The organism is Roseibium sp. ROS1 (assembly GCF_054658215.1).
Window position 1 is genome coordinate 944,129 of the sequence record NZ_BAAGIG010000003.1, and the last position, 23,539, is coordinate 967,667.

Annotated in this window: 21 protein-coding genes; 6 read left to right on the forward strand and 15 right to left on the reverse strand. The window is 60.3% G+C overall.

Annotation, left to right across the window (positions count from 1 at the left end):
* Nucleotides 1-2 precede the first annotated feature (2 nt).
* From ACYQ6M_RS20455 to kynB, 8 genes are all read right to left on the reverse strand, one after another.
* Complete coding sequence (locus ACYQ6M_RS20455) at nt 3-1,070, reverse strand: LacI family DNA-binding transcriptional regulator (RefSeq protein WP_055657552.1); 1,068 nt, start codon at nt 1,068-1,070, stop codon at nt 3-5.
* A 200-nt stretch (nt 1,071-1,270) separates the two neighbouring features.
* On the reverse strand, nt 1,271-2,449 hold the full coding sequence (locus tag ACYQ6M_RS20460) for a BaiN/RdsA family NAD(P)/FAD-dependent oxidoreductase (protein ID WP_460075266.1): 1,179 nt from the start codon (nt 2,447-2,449) through the stop codon (nt 1,271-1,273).
* A 320-nt stretch (nt 2,450-2,769) separates the two neighbouring features.
* Nucleotides 2,770-3,975 (reverse strand): ABC transporter substrate-binding protein, encoded by a 1,206-nt coding sequence (locus ACYQ6M_RS20465; protein WP_055657548.1) that lies wholly within the window; start codon nt 3,973-3,975, stop codon nt 2,770-2,772.
* 93 nt (nt 3,976-4,068) lie between these two features.
* The gene (locus tag ACYQ6M_RS20470; protein ID WP_023002229.1) at nt 4,069-5,055 is read right to left on the reverse strand and encodes a branched-chain amino acid ABC transporter permease; all 987 of its coding nucleotides are present in this window, start codon (nt 5,053-5,055) and stop codon (nt 4,069-4,071) included.
* A gap of 15 nt (nt 5,056-5,070) precedes the next feature.
* Nucleotides 5,071-5,943 (reverse strand): branched-chain amino acid ABC transporter permease, encoded by an 873-nt coding sequence (locus tag ACYQ6M_RS20475; protein ID WP_023002230.1) that lies wholly within the window; start codon nt 5,941-5,943, stop codon nt 5,071-5,073.
* Between the two features lie 5 nt (nt 5,944-5,948).
* Nucleotides 5,949-6,656 carry an ABC transporter ATP-binding protein gene (locus tag ACYQ6M_RS20480; protein WP_023002231.1) on the reverse strand — a complete coding sequence of 236 codons (708 nt, stop codon included), beginning with the start codon at nt 6,654-6,656 and terminating at the stop codon, nt 5,949-5,951.
* Nucleotides 6,653-7,423: an ABC transporter ATP-binding protein gene (locus ACYQ6M_RS20485; protein WP_229005684.1), complete on the reverse strand. Its 771-nt coding sequence runs from the start codon at nt 7,421-7,423 to the stop codon at nt 6,653-6,655. Before ACYQ6M_RS20485 ends, ACYQ6M_RS20480 begins: the two co-directional genes overlap by 4 nt.
* Nucleotides 7,424-7,492: 69 nt before the next feature.
* Nucleotides 7,493-8,122: an arylformamidase gene (kynB, locus tag ACYQ6M_RS20490; RefSeq protein WP_460075270.1), complete on the reverse strand. Its 630-nt coding sequence runs from the start codon at nt 8,120-8,122 to the stop codon at nt 7,493-7,495.
* A 427-nt stretch (nt 8,123-8,549) separates the two neighbouring features.
* Here kynB and ACYQ6M_RS20495 point away from each other — a divergent pair, with 427 nt between their 5' ends.
* A complete protein-coding gene (locus ACYQ6M_RS20495; protein ID WP_460075272.1) occupies nt 8,550-10,628 on the forward strand; it encodes a putative bifunctional diguanylate cyclase/phosphodiesterase in 2,079 nt (692 codons plus the stop codon).
* On the opposite strand, the gene kynU is transcribed toward ACYQ6M_RS20495, so the two are convergent.
* Entirely contained in the window at nt 10,621-11,841 is a 1,221-nt protein-coding gene (kynU, locus tag ACYQ6M_RS20500; protein WP_460075273.1) for a kynureninase, read from the reverse strand. The two genes, ACYQ6M_RS20495 and kynU, sit on opposite strands and share 8 nt — an antisense overlap.
* A gap of 249 nt (nt 11,842-12,090) precedes the next feature.
* On the opposite strand from kynU, the gene ACYQ6M_RS20505 reads away from it, so the two are divergent.
* Entirely contained in the window at nt 12,091-13,485 is a 1,395-nt protein-coding gene (locus tag ACYQ6M_RS20505) for an L-serine ammonia-lyase (RefSeq protein WP_031269831.1), read from the forward strand.
* A gap of 83 nt (nt 13,486-13,568) precedes the next feature.
* A complete protein-coding gene (locus ACYQ6M_RS20510; protein WP_023002237.1) occupies nt 13,569-13,973 on the forward strand; it encodes an MAPEG family protein in 405 nt (134 codons plus the stop codon).
* Here the strand turns inward: ACYQ6M_RS20510 and ACYQ6M_RS20515 are convergent, their stop codons facing one another.
* The 5 genes from ACYQ6M_RS20515 to ACYQ6M_RS20535 form a co-directional block, all read right to left on the reverse strand.
* Nucleotides 13,974-14,591, reverse strand: a complete 618-nt coding sequence (locus ACYQ6M_RS20515) for a GntR family transcriptional regulator (protein ID WP_023002238.1) — start codon at nt 14,589-14,591, stop codon at nt 13,974-13,976.
* A 133-nt stretch (nt 14,592-14,724) separates the two neighbouring features.
* Complete coding sequence (locus tag ACYQ6M_RS20520; protein WP_460075276.1) at nt 14,725-15,813, reverse strand: anhydro-N-acetylmuramic acid kinase; 1,089 nt, start codon at nt 15,811-15,813, stop codon at nt 14,725-14,727.
* Nucleotides 15,810-17,162 carry an aspartate aminotransferase family protein gene (locus tag ACYQ6M_RS20525; RefSeq protein ID WP_077290837.1) on the reverse strand — a complete coding sequence of 451 codons (1,353 nt, stop codon included), beginning with the start codon at nt 17,160-17,162 and terminating at the stop codon, nt 15,810-15,812. Before ACYQ6M_RS20525 ends, ACYQ6M_RS20520 begins: the two co-directional genes overlap by 4 nt.
* Nucleotides 17,163-17,544: 382 nt before the next feature.
* The gene (locus ACYQ6M_RS20530; RefSeq protein ID WP_460075277.1) at nt 17,545-19,416 is read right to left on the reverse strand and encodes a CHASE2 domain-containing protein; all 1,872 of its coding nucleotides are present in this window, start codon (nt 19,414-19,416) and stop codon (nt 17,545-17,547) included.
* Nucleotides 19,413-19,931, reverse strand: a complete 519-nt coding sequence (locus ACYQ6M_RS20535) for a FecR family protein (RefSeq protein WP_075284314.1) — start codon at nt 19,929-19,931, stop codon at nt 19,413-19,415. The genes ACYQ6M_RS20530 and ACYQ6M_RS20535 overlap by 4 nt, the downstream gene beginning before the upstream one ends.
* Before the next feature lie 124 nt (nt 19,932-20,055).
* On the opposite strand from ACYQ6M_RS20535, the gene ACYQ6M_RS20540 reads away from it, so the two are divergent.
* On the forward strand, nt 20,056-20,757 hold the full coding sequence (locus ACYQ6M_RS20540) for a Crp/Fnr family transcriptional regulator (protein WP_023002243.1): 702 nt from the start codon (nt 20,056-20,058) through the stop codon (nt 20,755-20,757).
* Nucleotides 20,758-20,922: 165 nt separating this feature from the next.
* A complete protein-coding gene (locus ACYQ6M_RS20545) occupies nt 20,923-21,189 on the forward strand; it encodes a BA14K family protein (RefSeq protein WP_075284313.1) in 267 nt (88 codons plus the stop codon).
* Between the two features lie 101 nt (nt 21,190-21,290).
* On the opposite strand, the gene ACYQ6M_RS20550 is transcribed toward ACYQ6M_RS20545, so the two are convergent.
* On the reverse strand, nt 21,291-22,862 hold the full coding sequence (locus ACYQ6M_RS20550) for a bifunctional AfsR/SARP family transcriptional regulator/alpha/beta hydrolase (protein ID WP_206904146.1): 1,572 nt from the start codon (nt 22,860-22,862) through the stop codon (nt 21,291-21,293).
* 449 nt (nt 22,863-23,311) lie between these two features.
* Here ACYQ6M_RS20550 and ACYQ6M_RS20555 point away from each other — a divergent pair, with 449 nt between their 5' ends.
* Nucleotides 23,312-23,521, forward strand: coding sequence for a cold-shock protein (locus ACYQ6M_RS20555; protein WP_023002246.1), 210 nt, complete (start codon nt 23,312-23,314; stop codon nt 23,519-23,521).
* The last annotated feature ends 18 nt before the right edge of the window (nt 23,522-23,539 follow it).

Here is a 23,539-nt window from a genome sequence, read left to right on the forward strand (position 1 = left end):
GATCAGACAGGTCGTTCGGCGGTGTCTGATGGCTCCAGATCCCCGGGCAGATTGTCCTTCAGGAACACATCGATGCCGATACGCTCCTGCCCTTCGATGATCGGCACACCATCACAAAGCGCTTTCAGGACGCGGATGGCGCTGCGGATCTCGTGACCCGGGTCCTGCGCGATCACCGCATCCAGCACGTCGTCCTGAAGCGCTTCGCGCGTGTAGGGCGTCAGTTCGTGTCCGACAAAGACGATGCCCTGGCTGCGGCCGCTTTCCTTCAGGGCCGCTATCGTGCCGCGGTTGCCCGCGCCGATATTGTAGAGCCCGGCAAGATCGGGATGTTCCGCAAGAAGCTTTCGCATCAGGTCCGCATTGCGGGCGTTGTCGTCCCTCCCCTCACGCACCTTCAGCAATTCCAGATGGGGATAGTCCTGCTCGATGACCGCCCGGCAGCCCTGATAGCGCTCTGCATGGTCGCGAAGGCCGAGCGACCCGGCAATGATGGCGACTTTGGCCGGGGATCTGGGAAGGAAGCGACCGAGCAACCGTCCGGCGGTGCGCCCGGCGGCGACGTTGTCGATGCCGACAAAATGCTGGCGGCTGGAGGAAGGATGATCGGAGACCAGCGTCACGACGGGCACCCCCCTGTCCTGCAGCCGGTCGATGGCTGCCTGAACCTCCGGGAACGCGGGCGCGACCACCGCGACACCATCGCACTGCGAGCGGTCGAGGATCGCAAGCGTACCGGCCACCCTGTGCCCGTCGAAGGCGTCGATGGGCTCGACATGCACATGCATGCGGTCACCGCTCATGGTTTCAGCGTGGGACAGCGCTTCGCGGGTCAGGTCTTCCATAAAGGCGTTGGGGCCATTTGGAATGAGGAAGTGCAGGCGGTAGACCCGTTTCTTGGCAAGGCCGGCGGCAAAGACATCCGGTTTGTAGTTGAGCGCCTCGACGGCCTGCTTGACCTTTTCGATTGTGACCTTCCGGACACCCGGCCGCCCGTTGAGGACACGATCAACCGTTGCCAGGCTGACTCCCGCTGTTTCGGCCACATCGTGGATCGTTACGCGCTTCATTCATCCCCCCGGACGTCAGCCATTTGCCGTTACTTCGCACCGGCACAGACCTTTTCCGCGGGAAGAGGACACTCAAGGCATCGGTGAAAGGGCGGCTTGGTTCCAAGCCTTCTTTCAAGCCACTATAACCAGCTTTGAGGGGCGATCATCAAAAAATGCTGCGCCGCGCAAAGTCTTCTACCAATTGATGATTACGAAACTCAGGCCACCTGCCCGGCGGCATGACCGGACGCCCAGGCCCACTGGAAATTGAAGCCGCCGAGATGGCCGGTGACATCGACCACCTCACCGATGAAATAGAGGCCCGGCACCTTCGTGCTTTCCATGGTCTTGGAAGAGAGTTCCTTCGTGTCCACGCCACCAAGCGTGACTTCCGCCGTGCGGTAGCCTTCGGTGCCGACCGGCGTCAGCTGCCAGCGGTTCAACTGTTCTGCCGCCCGGCGCAGGACCTTGTCCGACTGGTCGGCCAGACGGCCTTTCAGGGCAAACGCCTGCGAAAGTTCGTCAGCCAGCCTGTTGGGCAGCAGTCCCCCCAGCGCGGTCTTCAGGTCCTGTTTCGGGTTCTCCTGCCGGGCTTGCCGCAGGGCTTCGAAGACGTCGGCCTCGGGAGACAGGTTCACCGAGATGGGCTTGCCTTCCTGCCAGTAGGACGAAATCTGCAGCACCGACGGCCCGGACAGACCCCGATGCGTGAAGAGCAGGCCTTCGCGAAACGACGTCTTCTGGAACGAAACGACCGCATCCACCGAAACACCGGCAAGCCGGCCGCACAGTTCCTTGTTGGTATCGGAAAAGGTCAGCGGCACCAGCGCCGCGCGCGGGGCAATTACGTTGTGGCCGAAGCGCTTGGCCAGATCATAGCCGAAGCCGGTCGCGCCCATCTTGGGGATCGAAGGCCCGCCTGTCGCCACAACAAGCGATGCCGCCCGCAACGGCCCCTTGGACGTTGACACGGAAAACCGGTCGTCGGGTTTTTCAATCGCCTTGATGTCCGTTTCCAGCTGCAACGTGCCTCCGGCCGCTTCCAGCTCGGCCAGCAGCATCCGGATGATGTCCTTGGCGCTGTTGTCGCAAAAGAGCTGGCCGAGTGTCTTCTCGTGCCAGGAAATGCGGTGTTTTTCGACCAGTTTCAGGAAGTCCTGCTGGGTATAGCGCTTCAGCGCCGAGACACAGAACCTCGGGTTCTGGGAGAGGAAATTAGCCGGCGAACAATGAATATTCGTGAAGTTGCAGCGCCCCCCGCCGGAAATGCGAATTTTCTCCGCCGGGTTTCTGGCATGGTCGATCGCGAGCACCTTGCGCCCGCGCTTTGCCGCCTCAATCGCACACATCAGCCCCGCGGCACCGCCACCAAGCACAAGAACATCCAGATCACGCATGGCGGGGTGTATAGCGGGAATTTCGGGAGGGGGTAAGGGAGATGTGAGCTTGTTTTCTCTGCCCCTCCGTCTTTCCGGACAAGCGCAGCCAATGCTGCGCGCCGATCCGGAACCCAGTGCGTAAGCGTGAACATGAGCGAACACTTATTTGACAGAAAAGGAAGCCGCCGCGCGTGCGCGCGAAATAAGTCTGGTTTCCGGATCTGCGTTCGGCTTTGCCTCACTTGTCCGGAATGACGGGGAATCGAAGCGATGGAAACAGAAAAACCGGCGGCCCTTTCAGGTCGCCGGTCTCTTAAAAACGCTTCTTGCGAAGTCGCTTATTTCATTTCGGTCAGGACTTCGAAGCCATTCGCACCGACTTCCCAAAGGGCGTAGGTGCCCGGAACGTCGCCCTTTTCATCGAAGTTGTGGTCGCCGGCTGCGCCCTTGTAGTCGATGGCCGTGCCGGCTGCGATCAGCTCCTTGGCCTTCTTCCACTCGCCCGGACGGATCGCTTCACCTTCGCCGTTGGAGACTTCGGCCATTGCCGCTGCAACGTCTTCCTTCTTGCCGCCGGCCTTTTCGACCGCCAGTGCCAGCAGGAACGCCGCGTCATAGGACGTGGTGGCAAAGATCGCATCCGGATCGCCGCCGATGCCCTTGAAGGCTTCGTTGAAGATGTCGAGGGATTCGGACTGTTCGCCAACCGGCGAGGACGAAACGAACGTGGCCAGGTTTTCGGCACCCAGCTCGTTGATCACTGCTTCGGACTTCATGCCGTCGCCGCCGACGAACTTGTCGAAGAAGCCGTTTTCGAGAGCCTGACGCAGGATGGTGAGGCCGGTGCCGTCGCCGTAGTCGAAGATCACCAGCGTGTCCGCGCCGCCCTTGGCGAGTTCGGCAAGGTTGGAACGGTAGGAGGCCTTGCCTTCCTCATGCGCCGCGAACTGGGTGATTTCACCGCTGAGTTCATCGACGAATTCCGCCTTGAACGCGTTGGCAAGACCGGTGCCGTAGTCGTTGTTGAGGTAAGCGACGGCGACCTTCTCGTAGCCCTGCTCCTTCAGGGTACGTGCCAGTGCACGGCCCTGATAGTCGTCGGACGGCACGGTGCGGAACACGGTGCCCTTGTCGTCGAGGGTGGAGATTTCCGGCGAGGTGCCGGACGGCGTGATCATGGTGATACCAGCCGGAATGGTGACGGAACCGGCAGCAGCCAGAACCGCGCCCGAGCAATGCGGACCGACGACGCCGATGACGCCTTCGATGTTCACGGCCTTGGTTGCGGCGTCAGTGCCGTTCTGCGGGTTGCAGGCGCTGTCGCCGACAACACCGACCAGCTTTTCGCCGTCGCCGATGCCGCCCTGCTCGTTGACCTGCTGAAAGGCCAGCTGCGCGGCGTCGATCATGGCCGGAGCCATGGCTGCGATCGGGCCGGAGATGCCACCGAGCAAGCCGATCTTGACATCGGCCTTTGCCGGCACGGATGCCAGCGCGGTTGCGGTCATCAGACCGGCTGCAAGCGCGAGAATCTTGGTTTTCATCAAAGTACCTCCTCATTATTCCGGTCTTCGCCGGGACTTTGGATTTTCGAGGCTCCGCCTCCCGATACCGGGAAGCTAGCCTGAGGAACGGATCTAAGTGTGATCCGCACCGGATCTTGTTGCACGCCGGTCGCCTCTCAGCGGTTCCGGCAGCAGGCCTTCCGGCCGGAAGCGCAGCACCAGCTGCAGCATCAGGCCGATCAGGAACAGGCGAATATATTTGGCCTGGATGGCATATTCCGTCGGCAGGCGGTCAGTTGCGATTTCCGACATCGACCAGATGATCCAGACCACCGCAGCTCCCAGAATGGCGCCGCGGTTGTTGCCGGAACCTCCAAGGATCAGCATGATCCAGACCAGGAAGGTCGCGACCATCGGGTCGATGGCTTCCGGGGTGATCGAGCGGTTGAAATGCGCGAACAGCGCGCCGCCCAGCCCCATCAGGGCCGAGCCGAAAATGAAGGCCTGCAGGCGGCGGAACTCGACATCCTTGCCCATGGCCTTGGCGGCGCCTTCATTGTCGCGGATGGCGCGCATCATGCGGCCCCAGGGCGCGTTGAACTGACGCTCGACCAGCAGGTAAGCCGCAATCAGAACGACGATGACAATGGCAAGATAGGCAGCCTGAGACGCCATGTAGGCGCTTTCCTGCGCCAGTGACGGAAACTCCGCCGCCGGGCGCGGAATACCGGAAATGCCGCGGGCGCCATTGGTCAGCACCGGTTCGGACTTGACCACAAGTCGAATGATTTCCGCAATCCCGATGGAGGCAATCGCCAGATAGTCGGACCGGAACCGCAGACAGATCTTGCCGATAGGCCAGGCCACCAGAGCTGCGGCAAGCATCGCTCCGATCCAGCCGACGAAGAACGGCATGTCAAAGCCGCCGATACGGCCGTCGGCATGTTCTGTCGTCAGAATCGCGGAGGTATAAGCGCCAACTGCGAAGAACCCGGCGATGCCGGCGTTGAACAGACCGGCAAAGCCCCACTGAATGTTGAGCCCCAGCGCCAGCAGCGCGTAGATGCCGATGAAGATCGCCATGAAGAGGGCGTAGTTGAGAAGACCGAGATATTCCATTTTCTCTCCCTCCCCTTATAGCACTTTGCCCTTGAGCAGCCCGGTCGGGCGCACAAGCAGCATGAACAACAGGATGGCGAAGGCCATTGCGGCCTTGTATTCGCTCGGGATCACCAGAACCGACAACTCCTCGGCAATGCCGACGATCAACCCGCCAAGCACGGCCCCCTCGATCCGGCCGACCCCGCCCAGGATGGCGGCAGCGAACATCGGCAGCAGCATCTGCCAGCCCATCAGCGACTTCAGTTCCGTGTTGAGGCCGAGGAAGACACCGGAGGCAGCACACAGACCACCGGCGATCACCCAGGTCAGCATCACGACCTTCTTGTTGTCGATGCCAGAGAGCAAAGCCAGATTGGGGTTGTCCGACATGGCGCGCATGGCTTTGCCCCACTTGGAGCGGGTCAGGAACAGCTGCAGTCCGCCGACAAGCGCGAGCATGGCGATGACCGTCAGGATTTCGCGGTCACGGATGCGCAGGCCGAAATAATTTTCCGGACGGACGATACCGCGGGAATAGGTTTCCGTATCGACACCCCAGACCACCTGCACCACGGCGCGGATCATCAGCGCTATGCCGAGCGAGGCCATCACGGTGACGATCTTCGGTCGCTCGCGCAGATGTTCATAGAACACCTTGTCGATGCCGACGGCAACGGCGGCGGTCGCGATGATGGCGATCGGCAGGGCCAGCAGTGGCGAGACGCCAAGACCGGTGACAACCGCCAGCGCAATGAAGGCACCAAGCGTCGCCAGATCACCATGCGCCAGATGGGCATAGCGCAGGATGGCGAAGATCAGCGTGATGCCAACGGCGCCAAGTGCATAGATCGAGCCGAGCACGATGCCCGGAATGACGTAGAAATTGATGAGCTCAAGAAAATCCATACCGCTCAGCCCCCCAGGAACATTTCAGCGACTTCACGGTCGGCCAAGAGGTCGGCACCGCTGCCTTCGTGGCGGTTCTTGCCGGCGGCCAGGACATAGCCCCGGTCGGCAAAGGCAAGCGCCTGCTTGGCGTGCTGCTCCACCAGGAGAATGGCGACACCGGTGTCGCGCACGTCCCGGCAGATCTGGAAGATCTGTTCCATGTATTTGGGCGAAAGCCCGGCGGTCGGTTCGTCGAGAAGCAGAAGCTTCGGATCGAGCATCAGCGCCCGGCCCATCGCCACCATCTGCCGCTGCCCGCCCGACAGGGACCCTGCAAGCGTCTTGCGGCGTTCCTTCAGGTCCGGAAACAGGGTGTAGACCCGGTCATAGGCAGCGCTGAGGTCACCCTTCTTCAGGAAGCCGCCCATTTCCAGATTCTCGTGGATCGACATCTCGCGGAAAATGTTGTCGACCTGCGGGACATAGCAGATGCCGCGCTGGACGATGCGGTTGGGAGCCCAACTGGTGATGTCGTCGCCGTCGAACAGCATGCGGCCGCCACGGATGGTCAGGAGGCCGAAAACGGATTTCATGGCCGTGGACTTGCCGGCACCATTCGGGCCAACGATGACGACGATCTCGTCCGCATCCACATGCATGGAGACGTCCTGAAGGATGTCGGCGTCACCGTAGCCTCCGGTGATGCCGTCCATGGAAAGAAGCGCAGTCATGCGGCATCTCCCGTGGTTTCGCCCAGATAGGCTTCCAGCACCTGAGGATTGGACCGCACGGTCTGGAAATCGCCCTGGATCAACACCCTGCCCTCGGCCATGCACACGACGGGATCGCAGAGTTTCTCGATCATTTCCATGTCATGTTCGATCAGGATGAACGTGTAGCCGCGCTCCTTGTTCAGGATCTCGATCTTGGTCTCGAGCTTGCGCAGCAGGGTGCGATTGACGCCTGCCGCCGGTTCGTCGAGCAGCACAAGCTTGGCATCGGTCATCATGGTGCGGCCCAGTTCCAGAAGCTTCTTCTGGCCACCGGAAAGGTTGCCGGCCGGCTCGTGCGCCACGTGGGTCAGCTCCAGGAATGCCAGGGTCTCATAGGCCTTTTTCTCGACCTCGACCTCGGCAGCCTTCACCCGCCCCCAGGCGAGCCAATTGGAAAACAGGCTTTCGCCCGGCTGAGACGGCGGCACCATCATCAGGTTTTCCAGCGCCGTCAGCTTGTGAAATTCATGCGGGATCTGGAAAGTCCGCACCAGTCCCTTGTGAAACAGCTCATGGCTGGCCAGGCTGGTGACGTCCTCGCCCAGAAACCGGATGCGTCCGCTTGTCGGTTGCAGTGCCCCTGCGATCAGGTTGAAAAGCGTCGTCTTGCCAGCCCCGTTCGGGCCGATCAATCCGGTGATACTGCCTTCCTCGACGCGGAATGAGCAGCCATTTACCGCCCGGAATCCGCTGAAATCCATAACGAGCTGATCAAGCTCCAGCATTCACGCTCCTTGCCGCTCCCAACGGTCAGTCTTTTTCTTATTCCGGCCGCGCTTTCCCGTTTCCCGGAATTAGCGGAGCGGGCGCAAAATGGCCCGAACCGGCGCGGCGTCCAGCCCTTCTAACTTCATTGGCAGCGCAATCAACTCATAATCACCGGGTTCCACCGCAGAAAGAGCAAGATTTTCCAGAATCAGCATGTCACGGGAACGGGCGATCCCGTGACTGGGCAGGGTTTCGGAAGGATCCGGGTCGACGGAGGGCACATCCACGCCGATCAACTTGACACCGGTGTCCGCCAGCAGGCTCATGGTTTCCGGTGCCAGAGCCCTGTAGCCTGCCGGCCAGACCGTAACGTCTCGTTCTTCGGCAAGCCGCACAAGCACTCGGGACGGGCAGCCTTCAAGGAACGCTTCCAGCTCTTCGGGCTGGCAAAGCAGACCGGAACCGCGTGCATCGATCAGCCGGGCCGGTCCGACGAAATCATGCAGATCAAGCTGATCGATCGTCAGACCGTCCGGGTCGTAGTGCAGGGGTGCATCGGCATGGGCACCGCAATGGCTCGACATGGAAAACTCGCCGACATTCACCGGGCAGTCCTCTGAGATCGTCGCCGTCCAGGAGCTGCGATAAGGCGCATCGCCGGGATAGACCGCTATACCCGGCCGCACGGGCGGCGTGATGTCGAACAGATCCGTCATCTTGAAACATCCTGCTGAAGGGCAATTGCCGCGTTTCAGACAGTTTGAAACAACCATGGCTGGCAAGTGTTGTAAAGCTGAGCAGACACGCCGGCGACAGGCAGTCAGCTGGCGCAAAACCAGCGCGATACGGCCTTTTGCAATCGGGGAAAGCTCAAATCCGGCATCCAAGGTGTCGCACAACAATCTGTTGGCGTTTGATGCAAGTTTTATCTATCGGCACTATTCTAAATTCAGAAACTGAAAGTATCACCAGATCTCGTTAAGTTTGTCAGCGGTTTTCCCGATTTTAAATTGAATGATATATTCACGTTCCTTACACTTCTGCAAAGTTGCAAATTTGCGTTGCCAGACACGAATTGGCGGCTTTGCCCGTCATGATTTTTGATTTCGAATGCGTTCATCCCGGAGAACGACCCTGTCACACATGTCCGATCTTTCCCAGACGCAGCGGGCAACCGAAAAAAGGAAAGCGTCCCTGCCTTTTACACTCGATGACGGCAGGGTGGATCAGGAGCTGATCTTTTCGATTTACGATCGTCTCGACACCGGTATCTGGATTTTCGATTTCGACAACAAATGCATTGTGTGGGCCAATCGCAAGGCGCTCGAGTTTACCGCGGCCGATTCGCTGGAAGAGTTGCGGGCACGCGACATGGGCTCGGACATGTCCCATTCGGTTGAACAGCGTCTGCGGCAGTACCAGCAGGATTTCACCAAACACGACGTGAGCTTTTCGGAGATCTGGACACTTTATCCGAAAGGCAAGGCCGAGGTCCTGCAGGTTGTCATGAGCGGCATCCGGCTGAATGATGGCCGCATGGCGCTGCTGTGCGAAGGCCGTCCGCATCACGAGCAACAGCCGGAAACGCTCCGAAGCGCCGAAGCGCTGATGCACACCACGGTGATGATCTCGCTGTTCTCCGAAGACGGGCAGCCTCTTTACCGCAACACGGCCGCGAGGGCAGCTTGCACCGATCTCGCGTGCACCTTGTGGGATCATTTCATCGATCAGGTGCTCGCCAAGAACGTGATGGGCGTCCTCACGGAAAAAGCCACGACCAAGTTCGTGGCGGAGGTCCGGACGAGCGACGGCCTGCGCTGGCACGAAATCACCATACGCCGCTGCCATGACGCCGTTACAGGAAAGCCTGCCTTTCTGCTGAGCGAGATCGATGTCACGGAGCTTCACCAGACCAAGGAACGCGCCCAGTATCTTGCGAGCCATGATGCGCTGACAGGGCTCTCGAACCGGACCTATCTGAAGGAACGCCTGTCGCATGTGAGGCAGACTGCGAAGGACAACAACCTGATCGCAACGCTGTATCTCGTGGATTTGGACGACTTCAAGATGGTCAACGATACGCTTGGCCATGCTGCAGGCGACCATCTCCTGCAGCTTGTTGCATCCAAGCTGAAGGATCTGGCCGGAAACAACGACATCGTCGCGCGTCTTGGCGGCGACGAATTTCTGATCTGCCACCTGTCCTCGCCCGAAAGCCCGCGACCGGACTGGTTCGGACAGGCGCTGCTGCAGGCCTTTGCCAGTCCGCATCTGATTGAGGGCAAGCCTCGTCATGTCGGGCTGAGCATCGGCTATGCCCATTATCCGGCCGACGGTACGGACATCGACCAGCTCATGCGTCATGCGGACCTTGCGCTCTACCAGGCCAAGTCGGAGCGGAAGAACAAATGCGTCCGCTACAAGGAATTCATGCGCAAACTCCGGGACAAGCACATGTCCCTGAAGAAGGATCTCGAACGAGCAATCCGCGAGAATGAATTCCTGCTGTATTACCAGCCGATTGCCTGCACCCGCACCCAGCGTGTTGTCGGCGCCGAGGCCCTGTTGCGCTGGCAGCACCCCGAAAAAGGCCTGGTCAGTCCCGATGACTTCGTGCCGGTTGCCGAGGAAACGGGCCTCATCAACGAGATCGGCACCTGGGTCAGCCGGAATGTTGCCTACATGCAGTCCGGGCTCAAGCTGCTGAACGTTTCCGTACCGCTGTCGATGAACGTCTCACCCAAGCAGCTTTCGGACCCCACCTTTGTTGCACGCATGCAGAGCCTGCCGAAGGAAACCGGCTGCAATGCGAACGACATCTCGCTGGAAATCACCGAAAGCGTTCTGCTTGGCGATATTCCGCATGCCTACGAATCCCTGACGAAGCTGAAAGCCGCCGGCTACCGGATCGTTATCGACGATTTCGGCACCGGCTATTCCAACCTGGCCTATCTGCACAACTATCCGATCGACGGTATCAAGATCGACCGGATGTTCATGAACGACATTGCCACCGGCGGCGCCATCGTGAAGCTGATCCTGTCGCTGGCATCAGCGCTTGATGCCAGCGTTGTCGCCGAAGGGGTGGAAACCGTTGAACAGCGGGCCTGGCTGTCTGAAAACGGCTGCAACCGTTTCCAGGGCTTCCTCTATTCCAAACCGGTGCCCGAACAGCAGTTTATCGACATGCTGCAGGCCCAGGTTCGCGTCGCGGCTATGTGACCTTTGCGCGGGTCTTGAACTCCGGCCGGTTCCAGCTTTCCGTATCCAGAATATCCTTCAGGATCTCAACCGCGTCGACAATGTCCTGATGCGACAGGTACAGCGGCGTGAAGCCGAAGCGCATCACGTCGGGCGCCCGGAAATCACCGATCACGCCTCGGTCGATCAGCGCCTGCATGACGGCATAACCTTCCTTGAACCGGAACGAGACCTGGCTGCCGCGGGCATTCGGATCCCGCGGGCTGGCCAGTTCCAGTTGCGGGCACTTGGCCTCGACTTCAGCGATGAACAACTCGCTGAGTGAAACGGACTTGCGGCGGATGTCCGCCATGTCGACGTCCTCGAAGACGTCAAGGGCCGCATGAAGGCTCGAAAGCGCAAGAATGGCGGGCGTTCCGACCGTCATCCGGCTGATGCCGGAAACCGGCCTGTAGTCGAGATCGAACGCGAAGGGGGCCTCATGCCCCATCCAGCCGGTCAGCGGCGAGGTGACCTTGTCCTGGTGCTCGGGGGCGACATAGAGAAATGCCGGAGCACCCGGGCCTCCATTCAGATACTTGTATCCGCAACCAACGGCAAAATCCGCTCCAGCCCCGTGAAGATCGACCGGGATCGCACCGGCGGAGTGGGCAAGGTCCCACATCGCCAGGGCACCTGCGTCATGGGCCGCGCGGGTGATATCCGCCATGTCATGAACCCGGCCGGTGCGGTAGTCGACCTGCGTCAGCATCACCACCGCCACGTCTTCACCAATGGCATCCTTCACCGCTTCCGGATCGACAACCTTCAGTTCATGTCCCTTGTCGAGCAATTGCTTCAGGCCGGAGGCGACATATAGATCGGTCGGGAAATTGCCGTTGTCGGATAGGATGACCTTGCGCTTCGGCTGCAGCGCCAGGGCTGCGGAAAGGACCTTGAACACATTGACAGAGGTGCTGTCGCAGGCGACGACCGTCCCGGCCGGCGCGCCGATCAACTTGCCGATGCGGTCACCTGTGCGGGCGGGAAGGTCGATCCAGCTGTGGGTGTTCCAGGCCCGGATCAGGCTGTTGCCCCATTCCTCGTTGATTACCTGCGCAATGCGGGCAGGCACGTGTTTCGGCAGCACACCAAGCGAATTGCCATCCAGATAGATGACCCCGTCGGGGATTTGAAACGCCTGTTTTTTGGAAGCCAGAACATCTGCCGTGTCGGCCGGGTGCTGCGAGGTCATGAGTAGCTCTTGTGTCGGATAGTTGCATTTGAAAGGAAGCGGCACGCTATCAAAGGGGCATTTCGCAAACAACTGTTTCCGCGAACCGTTTGATCCGGTTCTAACCCGCACGGGAAAACGTCTGTTTCAGCCGCATGTCGCAAATAACACAAAAATGCCCGTTTGAATGGAGGACATCCGGGCGCTATCTGTTAGCGTGACCTCAAAGCGCCGGCAGGGTCGGTGCATCTGACATATGCGGTTCAAGAGATGTTCATCAGCGTCTTCGACATTTTCAAAATCGGCATCGGGCCGTCCAGTTCTCACACGGTGGGCCCGATGGTTGCCGTTCACCGTTACCTTGACCGGGTGCGGGGCCTGTCCGGCGCGGAAAACCGTGCGACACGGCTGACCGTCACCCTGCATGGCTCGCTTGCCTTCACCGGCAAGGGCCACGCCACGGACAAGGCCGTGTGTCTCGGCCTGCTGGGAGCCAGGCCCGATTCCATCGATCCGGACAAGGTCGACCCGATGCTGGAAGAGCTGGAGCAGACCAGGAAGCTGAAAATAGACGGCCTGCCGGAGCTGCATTTCGAACCGTCCCGGGATGTTATCTTCGACTATGGCCCTCCACTGGCGCTCCACGCCAATGGCATGACCTTCCATCTGCTGGATGCTGCCGGCGCCGTCATCGACACCTTTGTCTATTATTCCATCGGCGGCGGTTTCGTGGTCAGCGAATCCGAATTGCGCAAGACCAGCAACGAACCGGTCAACGAGCTTGCCAAGCAGGATGTGCCATTTCCCTTTGCCAACGCCAAACAGATGCTGGAGATGGGCCGAGAAGCCGAGCTTTCCATTGCCGAGATGAAGCTGCGCAACGAATGCAGCGACAAGCCTCAGGCTGAAGTGGAAGAAGGCATCGACCGTCTTTGGTCGGCAATGGATTCGTGCATCAACCGCGGCATTTCCCAGACCGGCATTCTGCCCGGCGGCCTGAAAGTGAAACGCCGCGCCGCAGATATCTACCAAAAGCTCATTCGCGAAGGCCGCACGAACCCGCCTTTCGAGCACAACGTGGTCGACTGGCTCGGCGTTTACGCCATGGCCGTCAACGAGGAAAACGCTGCCGGAGGCCGTGTCGTGACGGCCCCGACCAATGGTGCTGCCGGGGTCATTCCGGCGGTGACCCGCTATTACCTCGATCATTGCCCCGGCGCGGACCAGGCCGGCATCAGGACCTTCCTGCTGACGGCCGCAGCCGTCGGCGGCATCATTAAGGCAAACGCCTCGATCTCAGGTGCCGAAGTTGGCTGTCAGGGCGAAGTCGGCTCGGCCTCTGCCATGGCGGCTGCCGGTTTGTGCGCAGCGCTTGGCGGCACTAACGAGCAAATCGAGAATGCGGCGGAAATCGCCCTGGAACACCATCTCGGCATGACCTGCGATCCGATTGCAGGCCTGGTGCAGGTCCCTTGCATCGAGCGTAATGCCCTTGGTGCGGTCAAGGCTGTTACTGCTGCCTCTCTGGCGCTTCGTGGTGATGGTTCGCATTTCGTGCCGCTGGACGGCTGCATCGAGACCATGCGCCAGACCGGCATGGACATGATGGAGCAGTACAAGGAAACCTCGAAGGGCGGGCTGGCCGTCAATATCGTGGAATGCTGATCCGCCTTTGCCCGCCCGGCGTAAGCTGATCATCCCCGGCGGCCAGAACCTGCGCCGCCGGCTCTCTCTTTCAAGGGGCCGACATGGCGCTCTACATCACCCCGCTTTTCGCGGGCCTGCTGACGCTGCTTTACATTTTCCTGAGTGTTCGGGTGATCGGCGTGCGCAAGAGCGAACGCATCGGCCTCGGCGATGGCGGCCATGGCGGTTTGCAAAGACGCATGCGCGCCCACGGCAACTTTGCAGAATATACCCCGCTGGGGCTGATACTCATGCTGCTTCTGGAGCTGACGGGCGCCACGCCCTGGCTGCTCTGGGCTCTGGGTGTGGGTCTTTTCACCGGCAGGGCCCTACACGCCTACAGCGTCAGCCAGGAACCGGAGCCGCTCAGGTTCCGGATTGCAGGCATGGCTCTCACATTCACCGTTCTGGTTGTCGCGGCACTGATGTTGTTAACGCGCTCGGCAAACGGTCTGCTGACCGGCTGATCAGATCTGCTGCAGCCTAGTTTTGTGTGCGTGCGCAATGTGAAGCCGGGCAGCAGCTTCTGCTGCGGCACAATCGCCCCGTGAAATCGCGTCAACGATTGCGGCATGTTCCTCGACCGCCGTTTCGCGCCGTTCCGGCGTATCCAGCGTCGTGCCCGCCATCAGGATGAGCGACAGGCGCAGGTGGTCGATCTGGTCGACCAGATAGCGATTGTGCGAGGCCAGGCACAGGCGGCGGTGAAACTCCCGGTTCGAGCGCACCAGGCTGTCCTTGTCCGCAATGCGCTTGCGATCGGCGCTGACCAGATCCTGCAGGATCTCCACTTCCGGCTTTGACGCATGCTTGGCGGCAAGTCCGGCGGCCGTTCCTTCCAGAACTTCCCGCATGAAGTAGACTTCGTTGATCTGGCCATGATCAAGGGTCGGCACCACCATGCCACGGTTGGGCTCGTGCACGGCGAGGCCCTGGGCCTCAAGCCGTTTCAGGCCTTCGCGGATCGGCGTTCTGGAGACGCCGAATTCTTCCGCCAGGTCTGCCTCGCGCAATCGGTCGCCGGGTTTCAAGACCCGCTCTTCAATGAGGCCGATCAGCCGGTGGTAGATTTCAGATCCGTTCATGATGTCTGGTTAGCGGCAAGCTGGGGTTCGCGCAAGCAATTGCAGCTTTCGGGTCGCTTGACCTTCCGAAACACTGTCTTCCGGAAGAGAAGCGTTTTTGCGATTACCGGGAGCCGCGCCTGTCTACGCACGCTCAGGTGCCGGGCGTAAACAGTTTGCCGCCGACAACCGGCTTGCTGACACCGGTCGTGCCTGGAAAGGTGGTTGGCAGACCGGCCTTCAAACGCGCGCCCAGGAAAGCCATTGCCTGGGCTTCCAGGGCATCGCCGTCGATCCGGTAGTCGTCAGCCGACACGACATCTCCCGCAAGAAGCTTCGCCAAGGCTTTCATCAGAACCGGATTGTGCCGTCCGCCGCCACAGACCAGCCAAAGCCGAGGAACCCGCGGCAAAAGCTTTTCCGCGCTGGCAATGGCGGCTGCCGTGAAAGCGAGCAAGGTAGCAGCGCCATCCTCCAGGCCAAGACCTTCAGCAAATTCGCCGGAGAAACTGTAGCGGTCGAGGGACTTCGGACCCGGCTCGGCCAGGAACGGATGGGTGAGCGCTGCCTGAAGACGACCTTCATCGACCGTGCCCTTTGCCGCGATCGCCCCGCCCGCGTCATAGTCGCCGCCACCGTGCTTGCGGACCCAATCGTCCAGGAAAGCATTGCCCGGTCCGATATCGAACGCCAGCAGCTTGTCGCCTTCAATATAGGTAAGATTGGAAACCCCACCGATATTGAGGAAACACAAGGGCTCCTTGTCTTCGCCAACCAGTGTCTTGGCGAGCGCCTGATGATAGACAGGGACCAAAGGGGCTCCCTGCCCGCCTGCCACCATATCTGCCAGGCGAACGTCGCCGATCACCGGAACATTGAGATCCGTTGCAAGAGACTGCGGATCACCCAGCTGAACCGTTTCGCCCTTGGCCGGATCGTGCCAGACCGTTTGGCCGTGAAAAACCACGGCATCCGGCGCGAGACCGTGCGTTGCCAGAAACCCCAGGATCGCCTCGGCATGGTCGCGCGTTACCGCAGCGGCGATTTCCGGCCAGTCGTCGCGTCCGGTTCCCTTGCGCGCAGCAGCTTCCAGCACCCGGCGCTTTGTCTCTGGCCGGTAGCTTGCCGTTTCCGCAGGGCCGAACCGGGCAACCGTCCGGCCGTCGGTTTCGATCCACGCCAGATCGATACCGTCGGCCGAAGTGCCCGAGATTGTTCCAAGGATGGAGTAGTGATCGCTCACAGGCTTTCCTGAACTGCCTTGAGACCGGCTTCTGCGATGTCGAACAACTCGTTCACCTGGGCTTCGGTAATGATCAGTGGCGGACAGAAGGCCATGGCGTCCAGCATGTTGCGCGAAATCAGGCCCTTGTCGTGGAACATTGCATTGGTTTTCGCGCCGAGTGCGCCAGGCGTTGCCGCAAGCGCCTCATGAGACAGTTCCGCGGCACCGATCAGCCCGATGCCGCGCGTCTCGATTACCAGCGGATTTTCCGCAAGACCGGCAAGCCGTTTCTGGAAGGTCGGTGCGATGGCTCTGACATGACCAACCAGATCGCGCTCCTCGATAATCTTCAGGTTTTCAAGCGCAACAGCTGCTGCAACCGGGTGCCCGCTACCGGTGTAACCATGACCAAGCACGCCGATCTTGTGGCTTTCGTCCGCGATCGGCTGATAGACCGTGTCGTTGATCAGCAGCGCGGAGATCGGCTGGTAGGAGGACGACAAAGCCTTGGAGAGGGTCATCATGTCCGGCTGCAGATTGTAGGTTTCCGTGCCGAACATGTTGCCGGTCCGGCCAAATCCACAGATCACCTCATCGGCGACGAAGAGAATGTCATATTTCTTCAGAACCGGCTGAACTGCTTGCCAGTATCCGTCCGGCGGCACGACCACGCCGCCGGCGCCCATCACCGGCTCGGCAAAGAAGGCCGCGATCGTTTCCGGGCCTTCAGCCAGGATCAGGTCTTCCAGATCCTGCGCACAACGCTTTGCGAAATCCGCCTCGCTTTCACCGTCCTTTTTCATGGTCCGGTAGTGCGGGCAGGTGGTGTGCAGGATCTGCGGCAGCGGCAGGTCGAACGAGCGGTGGTTGTTGGGCAGGCCCGTGAGACTGGCCGAGGCGATGGTGACACCGTGGTAGCCGCGCACGCGCGAAATGATCTTCTTGCGCTCCGGCTGGCCAAGCGCATTCGACCGGTACCAGATCAGCTTGATTGCGGTGTCGTTGGCCTCAGACCCGGAGTTGGTGAAATAGGCCTTCGACATCGGCACGGGAGCCATCTCGACCAGCTTTTCCGCCAGCTCGATCGACGGTCCATGGCTCTTGTAGGTGAAGGTGTGGTAGTAGGGCAGCTTCTCCATCTGCCGGGCGGCCGCATCGACCAGGCGCTTTTCACCGAAGCCGACGGCAACGCTCCAGAGACCGGCCATACCTTCGATGTAACGCTTGCCGTTGATATCCTCCACATAGATGCCCTCGCCCTTCTCGATCACCAATGCGCCTGTCTCTTCCTGACGGCGGGCGTCGGCGTAGGAATGGAGCTGGAATGCCGTGTCGCGGGCTTCAAGGGAATTCGGCAGCTGTGCCATGAAGGGTCTCGTCTCAAATGCGGTTGGAAAGATCCGGCCGCAGGCGACTCAAAGGTTCCTGCGCGGTGGGGCACACGGTAGGCCATAGCCTGACAAAATTGAAGAGATTGCTTGGGACGATTTTTCCTGCAAACGAACCTCGAAAGGCCGGAGCCACGTGCGTGTCATCGCAAGTCGCGATCTTTGGCTGCAGACCGTTTTGCCTGTGAGGGCCGTCACATGTCTCCGGGGGCCAGACGGGCTACTTACATCTTGTCCGCAAAAACGGACACACCACTGGCAGGAGCAACCCTCAAGCAGATGGCCGGTGGAGCAAACGGGCGGAGGCAGAAAGCTTCCGCCCGTCCGCTTTTCGGCCAACCCGGGATCGCCTAGCACACATTCAGTTTGTCGCAGAAAGCGCGCGCTGCTCCGGCATGGCTTCGTCCGCTGTCCAGAGCGCAACTTCGAGCTCCTGCACGCGCCCCCTGATTGCGACGGCTTCCCTGCGTGGCGGCATTCCCAACATCTCACCACCAACCTCGGCGGCTTTCGTCAGGGCGGTGGAAAGGACGATCGAAGCGCCACGTGACTTGCCGACTTCCATCAACCTGCTGGCCACATTCACGCAGTCGCCGGTTGCCGCGATCTGCTGCTGGTTCTCATGCCCCAGACGCGACAGCACCACCGGACCGAAATGGCCGCCAAGGCGTACGTCTCGAATTTCGGCGTCGAGCCCGGAGGCAAGGATCCACCCACGCACGGCAACGACGAGATCAAAGGCACAGCGACAGGCGTCAGCGGCATCCTTTGGTCCGGCGTCCGGAATGCCGAATCCGATCATCGCCCCGTCTCCCATGAAATCCAGTACCAGCCCCTTGTTGCGCGCGGCCTCATTGACGACCAGCGTATGAAAAGCCTTCAGAACATCCCGGGTTCGCGCAGGACCCAGTTTTTCCGAAAGGGCGGTGTATCCGGCCAGATCAATGAACAGGATCGCAACCGGCTGCTCCCGCGGGACCAGCAGAAAGCCGGGATCATCGGCAATGCGCCGGGCAAGATCCGGCGCCTGAAACCGACTGAGAGCCTCCCGGGCAGCCACCAGCCGGCGCACCCTGAACCACTCGAAACCTTCCCTCAGCACAGCAAGCGCAACAACAGGCGGCACGCTTGCCGCAATCGGCAATGCCGCGTTGAGCCAGATGCCCTGGTTGAAACAGATGACGACGACGGTCAGCCAGCCCAGCAATAGCAGCAGATAAACGATGGTTGCGCTGGCCAGCGGCAGAAACACGACAACGGCCATGCCCAGTAGCGTAATGGAAACGGCAGCGAGTGCATCGAAACTGCGGACCCGGCTGTCGCGTAGCAGAACCGATCCGTCCAGCAGGTTGGCAATCCCCGTCGACAGGACTTCCACCCCAGGCAGGATAGGGTCGAACGGAGATGAAAACCGGTCACCAACAGCCGAAGCGGTGACACCAAGAAGCACCAGACGACCACCAAGAGCTGCCTTGGCGGCTGCGGTATCCTGAAGAAGCGATTGCGCGCTGACGGTTCTGATGGAGCCGCCCTTGCCATAATAGTTCAGCGGTTGCTGCCACTGCAGATCCAGCGACTGCACTCGGCCGGAAATCCGGATACCTTCCGCGGTCACCGATGGGGGTGCCCCCAGGAACCCGGCAACAGCCAGCATGCCAAACGAGGGAGCCAGTCCCTGGTCGGTCTTGAAAATAAGAGGGATATGGCGCGGTGTGCCGCCGGCATCGGTCGAGACATTGACGAGGCCGACGCTGGCTGCTTCCGCAAAGGCTTCAAACGGTCGCAACTCGGTTTCGGGAGCCGGCACCAGTACCGCCGCAGCCCTTTCAAGCGGGAACTGGCCACCGGCCGCAATCACCGTAGGCAGAGAAGCAAGCGCCGTCGCAAGGCCGGTGTCTGCTGCCTCGTTCGATTTCCCCATCAGCAGAATATCGATGGCCAGGGCCTTGGCGCCTGCGTCCCGGATCCGGTCAACCAGCTCGGTCAGAAACACCCTGTCGACCGGATAGTGACCGGCTGCGGCCACCGTCTGATCGTCAATGGCCACGATCACCACATCCTGCGGCGCTTCGCGCGGTCCCTTGATATGGATACGAAGATCGAGAAGCACCGTTTCCAGCCGGTCAAGCACGCTTGCCCGCCCGGCAACATGGCCCAACGCCAGGGAGCCTGCCCAAACGGCCCCGACGATCATCGCCAGGACCACGAGACAGACGTAGAGCTTCAGTTTCATTGACCGAAACGGGACATAAGCCCTGCGGCCCTTTCCGCTGACCATGTGGCCGGTGCGAAGGGAAGGCCCGGGGCGACGTCCGCTCCTTCACCGGCTGCGAGCAGCACCGTGTCGCTGCCATCCGGCCGGGACACCGACACGTGACCGCGCAAAACGAAGACTGACGTGCGCTCCGGCCCGACATCCACTGCGTAGATCGTGCCGCGAACGGCGGCAATGGCGTGAGGTGTTCGCACCTGGAACGGGCCACTGCCCGGCTCGACCTCGATCAGCATCGCATCGGTTTCGAGATCGACGTCTTCCGGGCGCGTGGCGCCTGCGGCGGTGTCGATGTTGAAAGCACTGGCTGCTTCTGCTTCGATCACGAGACCGTTCGCGCACTGAAACACAGTCCTGGGCGGATCCTGGACCTGTGTGCGTTCGCAGCCGTTCACATTTTGCGCCATGGCCGTGGAGGACGCTGCGAGCATCAACCCGATCAGGGTTCCGGCCAATTTCAATCGTCTTGTTGACATTGCAATCCCGATAGGCTTGTCAATTTTAGGTAAGGCATCGCCGTGAGATACCACCATGGTATGACACAACAACCGTTGTAACCACCGTTGTACTGGTGCTCGCATCACACGAGAAAGAGAGAATATGGCTACCGAAGAGAGTTTGAATAAGGAAAAGCTCCTGGGACAGAGCTTTATTTTCGAAGCGCTGGATGACGAGAGTCGCAAGGATCTGGCCGCTTTCGCGCATGTCAAACGCTACACCGCAGGCGATATCATTTTCGACATGGGAACGCCGGGGCAAAGCATGATGGCAATAGCGGAAGGCTCGGTGCGCGTCAGCATGCCGACGCCCAGCGCCCGCGATGTTACCTTGTCCGAACTGCATCCCGGCGACATCTTCGGCGAAATTGCCCTGCTCGATGGCGGCGAGAGGTCAGCAAACGTGCGCGCCTTGACCAACTGCAAGCTGGTCGTGGTCGAACGGAGGTCTCTGCTTGAAGTGCTCAATCGCGATCCGGCTCTTTCGATCCGGCTGATCGAGCTTCTTTGCCAGCGCGTTCGCCGGTCGGACGAACGGATGATGGAAATCGGTTTTCTCGGTCTGCCGGAACGTCTCGCCCGCCTGCTGCTCCGCATCACCGTGACCGCTCCCGGCACTGAAGAAAAGCCGCTGACCAAACTGTCGCTCTCCCAGTCGGAAATCGCAGAGATGATCGGCAATACGCGAGAGACAGTGAACCGGTGCCTGCGCAAGTTCCAGAAAGCAGACCTGATCGACCTCAAGGAAGGCTGGCTGATCATCCGGAACCGGGAAGGCCTGGAGGACGTCGCGGACTTCGTGTGAGGAACACGAGAGCCGTTTTGGCCAGAACTCGGGACGTGCTGGCTGTCATCAGACAGCCGATGTCGGGGCAGTGTCGCGCGTCACAGGCCCCGGCGAATGATCTCTCCTAGGTAAGAGGGACAGGCGAACACCATTTCGCCTTCACCAAGCCAAAGGAAGATCCAGATGTTCAGGAAAACCATCTTCACCGCCGTTGCCGCCGCAGCCCTGGCAACCACGACCTTCGCCCCTGCCGCCTTTGCCGGGGGCTATGGAAAAAGCAGCCACAAGGGCTATCAGCACCAATGGGCTTTTGGCGCTCGCGATGCGGTTGTGACACGGCATATCGACTGGTGCTTTGGCCGCTACAACTCCTATCGTGTTTCCGACAACACGTTCCAGTCCGGGCAAGGCTCGCGCCTGCAGTGCTCTTCTCCGTTCATTAGCCGCTGACCATTCGCCTGACAGGAGACATTTGCCGGCAAAGCGGGCAGAGCACGGAGATCATATCCCGGCTCTGCCCCGCCGGAATGCGCCTCCGGCAAGAGCCAAAATCAGATGCCGTTCTCTTCAAGAAATCGATGGATGGCACCAAGGCACACCTGCCAGGCAGGTTCCTGATCGACCAGAATGTGATTTCGGCTTTCCAGCGCCACGAATTGCGCCCCCGGGATGCCTGCCGCAACAGCCTGGCCGAGTTCCAGCGGAATGCGCTGATCGTATCTGGAGTGCAAAACGATTGTCGGCGCCTTTACCTGCCCGAGGCGATGCCGGACATCGATACGGCCGAAGGCTTCCTGAAACCGCGCCGCGTTTTTCGGCGAGGTTGTCTGACGCTGAAAATCATCGAACCAGTCCAGGGTTTCCGCGCTGGCATCCGGCATGAAGGTTTGTGTGAAAATATGCCGGTAGGCCGGATTATCAGTTCCCCAGCCAAGTTCCGTCAGCGTGATCACCGCTTCGCGCCGGGCCTGTTCCTCCGGTGAGGCGAGATATCGCCAGCCGGCAGCATACCCGCTGATCAGGATCAGTCCGGAAACGCGCTCGGGATGACGCACGGCGTATTCAACCGACACGGCACAGCCCTGAGAAATACCCACCAGCGGAAACCGCTCCAGCCCCAGGGTATCGGCAACGACCTCAAGATCCTCGACAAAGGCGTCGAACCCGAGATCGTCCACGTCCCAATCTGACAGACCGCAGCCTCTCTCGTCGTAGCGGATCAACGTGCGGCCGCGGGAAAGCTCTGCAAAGCTTCTGCCCCAGATCGGGCTCGACCAGTCGAACTCCAGGTGGTTCAGCCAATTGGCCGCCTTCAGAATAGGTGGGCCGGACCCGATGCTCGCATAGGCGATCCTGGTGCCGTCTGCCACGTCGCAAAATCCGATATTCTGCGCTCTGAGCGCATGGGCACGGGCCTTGCGAACCCTGTCTGCGGGGTCGGCCGAACTCGTCTCGGCAAGCACGACGTGGTCAGACAAAAGACCTGGGGGTGATGTGATCCGCTGAAGGCCTGCCGGCGACGTATCACTTCGCATCCGCTGGTGCGCCTCTGCGCCTTCCGGGTCGGCTTCCAGCCACAGTCGCTGCCACTTCCGACTGGCAGCCGGGCCAATATCCCTGTGGGTCGCCAGACGCCTGTAAACTTCCACCTGCGCCAGATGGACGTCTTCGCGTTCAGCCGTCAGCCAGGCATCGAAAGCCTCGTCCCCGGCACCGTCCAGGCCGTCCAGCAACATGTTCCCGAGCCGCGTGGCCATGTCCTCAAGCTCGATGACACCAAGCATCCCTGCCTGGTTCCGAAGCCTTGCGTGAATATCGAGAATGTCGATACCGATGCCTTCAGCATCGAACTGGACGCGTTCGCGGTCGGCGATGATGCGCAACCGGTCCGGCGTATCCACCGCCCGCCGCAGCTTGCTGAGTGCCCAGCGCAGCGCCGCTTTCGGATCGTCCGGAAGGTCCCAGAACAGCTCACACAATCGCTCACGCCGATGCGGCCGCCCCGTCGCAACCAGAAACGCCAGAAGCGCCCGTGCCTTCTTGGAGGCCGGCAGAACAATTTCCTGCCCCATGGCCCTGACGCGCAGTTCCCCAAGGAGCGAAATTTCCAGCGCCTGGGACATGTATGTCTCTGAACTCACTTTGGAAAAACACTTCGCGTCTTTGTAGCACCTAAAAGAAGGCTGGTAAAACAAACCTGTCAGAACTACCGCCTGCGCCTTCGCTAATTGCCAGGTTCTACGTCCATTAACCGGAATTCCGTTATTACCCCTGGGCCTGCATCCAGCCGATATGACCCATCACCCGCCAAAACGATCCTGAAATCGGATCAAAACGAATTATTATTGCTAAGTTTCATCGCCGCAAAAATTCTTTTCAAAGAAACAGGAAATGCGCCTTGTTTTGGACACGGTTTCAACTTAGGTAACGGGCATCGATATTGTTTGTCGAACTTTGTGACTGCGCGGTTTTCCGTGTTCTGAACGATCTTCCCATCAACGTCGACCTAACCGCGCCGCCCCGCATACCGTGAGGCGCGCAAACTACCATGACCGATTGAAAGGAAATCGTTATGCCAGTAGGTACCGTAAAATTCTTCAACACCACCAAAGGCTTTGGCTTCATTCAGCCGGAAGATGGCGCTGCCGACGTGTTCGTGCACATCTCCGCTGTAGAGCGCGCAGGCATGCGCAGCCTGGTCGAAGGCCAGAAGGTCAGCTTTGAAGTTGTCCAGGACCGCCGCTCCGGCAAGTCCGCTGCTGACAACCTTCAGGAAGTCTAATTCTGCATCCAACTCTGC